General features: G+C 73.2%; 5 protein-coding genes. All 5 read left to right on the top strand.

All coding sequences use genetic code 11. From position 1 onward, the window contains the following. Positions 1 to 1,581, top strand: a 1,581-nt coding sequence (locus ACOV8S_RS27890) for a S9 family peptidase (RefSeq protein WP_448321226.1), incomplete at its 5' end; no start/stop codon positions are given. 351 nt (positions 1,582 to 1,932) lie between these two features. Continuing rightward, positions 1,933 to 2,463 carry a MarR family winged helix-turn-helix transcriptional regulator gene (locus ACOV8S_RS27885; protein ID WP_448321224.1) on the top strand — a complete coding sequence of 177 codons (531 nt, stop codon included), beginning with the start codon at positions 1,933 to 1,935 and terminating at the stop codon, positions 2,461 to 2,463. Positions 2,464 to 2,600: 137 nt separating this feature from the next. Next, the gene (locus ACOV8S_RS27880) at positions 2,601 to 3,026 is read left to right on the top strand and encodes an STAS domain-containing protein (protein ID WP_448321222.1); all 426 of its coding nucleotides are present in this window, start codon (positions 2,601 to 2,603) and stop codon (positions 3,024 to 3,026) included. 674 nt (positions 3,027 to 3,700) lie between these two features. Continuing rightward, entirely contained in the window at positions 3,701 to 4,384 is a 684-nt protein-coding gene (gene uppS, locus ACOV8S_RS27875; protein WP_448321336.1) for a polyprenyl diphosphate synthase, read from the top strand. After that, positions 4,384 to 5,803: oxygenase MpaB family protein (locus ACOV8S_RS27870; RefSeq protein WP_448321220.1), on the top strand; the 1,420-nt coding region annotated here is incomplete at its 3' end. The genes uppS and ACOV8S_RS27870, both read left to right, overlap by 1 nt.

Here is a 5,803-nt window from a genome sequence, read left to right as displayed (position 1 = left end):
GTGCGGGAGACCACGCGGGACGCCACGGGCCCTCAGGACAGCGATCCTGCCCCACGGATCACGCGCGAGATCGTCGCCGTCCCCCTGTCCGGAGCCGCCGCGAGCGACCCCGCCGCACTGCGCGTCGTCGCGCGCTCGCACCACTTCCTGTCGGGCGTCCGCGTCTCGCCCGACGGTCGCCGCCTCAGCTGGATCGGGTGGAACCACCCGCACATGCCCTGGGACTGCTCGGAACTGATGGTCGCGGACCTGCACGACGGGGTGGCCGGGACTCCCCACCGCGTGCTCGGCGGCCTGCGCGAGGGCCGGGAGGTCTCCGTGCCGCAGGCCGAATGGAGCGGCCCCGACACCCTCTTCGCCATGGCCGACCCGGAAGGCTGGTGGAACCTGCACCGCGTCGACCTGGCCCCGGGCGACACCGCCGCCCCGCGCGTCACCCATGTGCTGCCGCTGGCGCAGGACTGCGCCGGACCCGTCTGGCGGGTCGGCCCGAGCTGGTTCGCCGTCACCCCCTACGGGGTGGTGCTGCCCCACGGCGACGGCCCCCGGCAACTGTCGCTCTGGAGGCCCGACACCGGCGACCTGACCGAACTCGCCGAGGGGTACAGCGCCTTCGAGGGCGACCTGTGGTCGGACGGTGAGCGGGTCCTGGTGCGCGCCGGCGACCCGGAGCGGGGCGGAGCCCTGCTGTCGGTGCCGCTCGCGCCCGGCACCGCACCCGCGCGCCCCGTACGCCCCAGGCGTGACAACCCCATGGGGCCGTGGCTGGCCCGTCCGGAACGCCGCACCGCCCTCACCCCCGAGGGCACCCCCGTGCACTACGTGCTGCACCGTCCGACCAACCCCGACGTGTCCGCCCCCGACGGCGAACTCCCGCCCCTGCTGGTGCACGTACACGGCGGCCCGACCAACTCGACGGGAGTGAACCCCGACCTGGAGTTCGCCTTCTTCACCAGCCGCGGCTTCCTGGTCGCCGACGTCGACCACGGGGGCTCCACCGGCTACGGCCGCGCCTACCGCGACCGGCTCCGCGGCTCCTGGGGCGAGGTGGACGTGGCGGACTGCGTGAGCGTCGCACGGGCCTTGGCGGCGGAGGGCCTGGCAGACCCCACCCGGACCGCCGTGCGCGGAGGTTCGGCAGGCGGCTGGACCACCCTGGCCTGCCTCACCCACACCGACGTCTTCGCGGCGGGCACCGTCTACTACCCGATCAGCGACGCCGCGGCGTGGCGGGGCGGCCAGACCCACGACTTCGAGTCCCGGTACGTCGACACGCTCGTGGGCGAGCTCCCCCGGGACAAGCACCGGTTCGACCGGGTGTCTCCCGCCGCCAACGCCGCCGGCATCACCGCCCCCCTGGTGATGTTGCAGGGAGCCGACGATTTCATCTGCCGCCCCGATCAGGCCGAGCGCATCGTGGACAGCCTCGCGGCGCGCGGCGTGTGGCACCGCTACCTCCTCTTCGAGGGCGAGGGCCACGGATTCCGCAGGGCCGACAGCGTGCGCCGGTCGCTGCTAGCCGAAGTGGAGCTCTACCGGCAGGTGTTCGGCGCGGACATGGCGGCGGACGTGGAGGTGTGACCCGGAGGTCCCACGGCCGGTGAGCTGCCCCGACGCGATCACGCACCCGTCAGCCTCACCGGCCGATGGCCCGCACCCGCCGCACGTGGACGCGGATGACCGCTCGACACACCTGGTCACTGCCGCGGGCGCGCCGCACCGGGTGCCGACGCGTCTCTCCCGGTCGCCGCACGACGTCGCACGCCCCCGCGTCCACGGCGTGGTCGGCTGGAGCACGGCCTCGGTGCGCGCGCGGAACCTGAGCCGGGTCATCTCCTGGTGGCCGCACGAGAAGCACCGCGCCCCACGCCCGTCCCAGTTCGGCCACCAGCGGCAGTTCGTTCGGCGATGGCGGGACGGTAGAAAGGAGTCATGCGCGACAGCGAGAGCCCTGTGAGGGCGACGGACGACGTGGACGCCGTGACCCAGGCGGTGTTGACCGCATCACGCCTGCTGGTAGCGGTCTCCGCGCGCTCCCTCGCCGAGGTCGAGGAGCGGGTGACGCTGCCGCAGTTCCGGATGCTGGTGGTGCTGGCCACGAGGGGCGCCACCAAGCTCGTCACGCTGGCCGAGCAGCTCCAGGTGGCTCCGTCCACCGCCATGCGCATGGTCGACCGCCTGATCGCGGCCGGCCTGGCGGACCGCCACGCCAATCCGCACAGCCGTCGGGAGACACTGTTGCAGCTCACCGCCGAGGGGCGGCGCACCGTCGAGAGCGTCACGGGCCGTCGGCGTACCGAGATCGCCACGATCGTCGAACGGCTCACGCCGGTGCAGCGGCTGGCCCTGGTCGAGGCGCTCAACGCCTTCAACAGGGCCGGGGCGGAGCCCCTCGCACCGGCCGCCGAGGACGTGCAGGCGCATCCGCTGGGGTGGACGGGCGACCTGCCCGAGGTCCCGTAGGGGCCTCCGTAGGCTCTTGGTGGAGAAAATCTTTGCCCTGTGCAAAAATGCGCCAATGGCAGGGCCCGCGAGCCCTGCCTGGAGTGCCGGGAAGTCTGGTCGGCGTCTGCTGAAGCGACCGTTCTGGAGGCCCGGCCATGCCACCGTCCCGCCCCGTACCGCACGACGACGCAGCCGACGGCGTCCCACCCTGGCGCTACGCGCCCTCGGCGGGGGACGCGACAAGACTCCGCGTCCGTTCAGTGGCCGGCCACGGCCCCCCACCCGGGCTGCGCCTGCTCCTCGACGGAGAGCTCGATGTGGACACGGCCGCCGCACTGCGGGAACACCTGACCATGCTCGCCGCACGCTCGGCCGTCACCTCGGTGGTCCTCGACCTCTCGGGAGTCACCTTCTGCGACCTGGCGAGCCTGTACACCCTGCTGGGCATCCACCGGACCCTGCCCCTGGTCGGCGTCGTGGTGCGGCTCGCCGACCCCAGCGCTGCCGTCCGGACCGCCGCGCGAAGGGCGGGCCTGGTCACCGAGCTGGGGTTCGACGGAGACGGGGAAGGGCCCCGCTGACCCACCCGGTGCCGCTCATCGCACCGAAAAAACTCTTGCATAGGGCAAATGTGACGGACGAGGTGCGTGCGTGGAGAGCGGCTGGCGCCGCACCGCGCTGATCGGCGCGGTGAGCTCGGCGCGTACCGCGAGGCCGCCCACGACGAACCTGACCCGGTCAGGCTCGGGACCGCCTGGAGCCGTCCGCGGCCGTGGGGGCGGCCTTCCTCCGGCGGTCGGCCGAGCTCGGTCACGACGGTCGCCAGTCCCCCCACCGCCACGCTGCCGGGGCCCGCCGTCGCCACAGCCACCACACGGTGGCGCCTCTCCGCGCACCGCGCCGCCGAGCGACGTTTCCGGCGCAAGCCCGCCCGCACCGAGGGAATCGGGCACATGAGCTGAGGGTGACGCCCCACCCGTTCGGCCGCTCACGGCCCTTTCGTGCCCTCAGACTCCTGAACAGGAACGTCCGCCGTGGAGGGCGTACGAGGGGTGAGGGGTACGGGGTGGGTGTGACCGAGCGCGGACGGGGCGACCGTGCCGCTCCGGACGGAACGGTCCCGACGGTGACGGACCGCGGCGGCCGGCGGACGAGCGCGGCGACGGTGGACCGGCCGGGCGGGCCACGTCATCGGGACGAGCACCGTCGCGACGACGGGCCGGTACGTGCCGTGCCGCGGCACGTGGCCTGCGTGATGGACGGCAACGGGCGCTGGGCACAGCAGCGTTCGCTTCCCCGGACGGCGGGCCACCGGGCCGCGGAGACCACCGTCATCGACATCATCGAGGCCGCCCGGGCGGCAGGCGTCCAATGGCTCACCCTGTACGCCTTCTCCACCGAGAACTGGAGCCGCCCCGGCCCCGAGGTCGACTACCTGATGCGTCTGGTCCGCCGCGTCGTGCGCAAGCACGCCCCCCTGCTGCTCGCCCGCGGCATCCGCTGCCGGTTCCTCGGGGCCTCGGACCCACGGATCCCTCGCGCGCTGGCCCAGGACTTCGAGGACCTGGCGACCCTCACCTCCGGCAACACCGGCATGACGCTGACCATCGCCTTCGACCACGGCGGACGCCGGGACATCGTCGAGGCCGCCAGGTCGCTGATCCGCACCGCGACGCCGGCCGACGCGGTGACCGAGCAGCTCTTCGCCGACCACCTGCCGTTCCCCGACACCCCGGACGTCGACCTCGTCATCCGCACCTCCGGCGAACAGCGCATCTCCAACTTCATGCTCTGGCAAGTGGCCTATGCCGAGTGGGTCTTCCCCGAGGTGCTCTGGCCGGACTTCCGCGCCCCCGACTTCCTCGCCTGCCTGCACGCCTACCGGCGCCGTGACCGCCGCTTCGGCGGTGTGCCGCCCCGGACGAACGGAGACACGTGATGACGACCGGAACCACCGGGGCGGCCCGTGGCGTACCCCACTCCACCACGGAGGAGCAGTTCCGCGCGTTCTTCGACGACCCACGATGGGCACTGGCCGTCATCCGCGCCACCGTGCTGGAGGCCGCCCACCCCCAGGTCGGCGCGGCCCTCGCCGAGAACTCCACCTTCGTCGCCCACCCCTGGCGCCGGTTGCGCAACACCTTCCTGAGCATGCGGCGCATGTTCGACGCCGACCCGGCGGTACGGGAACGGGAGGCCGCCCGGCTCAACAGGCTCCACTCCCGCATGAACGGCTCCGACGCCCGCGGACGCGCCTACGACGCCATGGACCGCCCGACCCGCGCCTGGGTGGTCGCCACCCTCTTCGAGAGCGCCGTCACCATGTGCCGGCTGAGCGGTCAGCCGCTCGACCAGGACACCATGGAGCACATGTACGCCGAGTACCGCGCCTTCCTCGCCGCGCTCGACGGCGACGCCCGGGAACTCCCCGAGGACCTCAACGACTTCTGGCCGTACTTCGACCGGGTCGTCGAGGAGGAGCTGGAGGACACCGAGGCGGCCCGCGTCATCCTCTTCCGCCTCTTCGACCACCTGCCCGCCCCGGCGCTGCTCGGCGGCGCGCCGACGCTGTGGGCGGCGGGCCGGGCCGTCGTCGGTCCGCTCCTCGGCGCGATCACCGTCGCCTCACTGCCCGAGTCCTACCGGCGCAAGGCCGGCCTGCCCGAGACCCCGGGCGCCCCGACCCTGATGCAGGGCGCCTACCTCGCCGCCGGGCTCACCCGTTTCCTGCCCAAGGGCTGGATCGACGCCACGACCATCATCGAGATCCTCTCCTCCCCGCCCGGTGGCCACGCCGGCCGGGCCGGGACCGCGAGCGCCCTGCGCGCCCGCGTGAAACGGGCGTCGGCCCTGCTCCGTCTCATCACCCCACTCGGTGACGACACCGACCCCGACCCGGTCCCGCCCGCCACTGCGGCCACCGGTGAGGGCCGCCGCTCAACGGAGGAGTTCTTCCGCCAGGTGCTGGACCAGACCGGCGACGGTCACCTCGACTGGCCCGATCTCGCCGCCATGGCACGCGAACTGGCCACCCGCCTCGACCTGGACGAACCCGAGGAGACCCGGCTCTACGAAGCCTTCGCCGCGTGGTGGCGTGAGCTTCAGACCTCCCTCGACACGGACGGCGACGGCAGGGTCAGCATCAACGAGTACGCCGCCGCCGTGCCGTCACTCGCCGGTCCCGCACTCATCCGCGTCGCCGAGGTGCTCTTCGACGCCACGGACAAGGACGGCAGCGGGGCCATCGACGCGGACGAGTACCGGGCGCTCTTCCGCACCGCCTTCCACCGCGACCTCGTCACGACCGACGGGACCTACGGACGCAGCGCCTTCGTGGGTGACTTCCTCTCCTTCATGT

Source organism: Streptomyces sp. CO7 (assembly GCF_053474865.1).
This window is presented reverse-complemented; position numbering and strand designations above follow the sequence as displayed.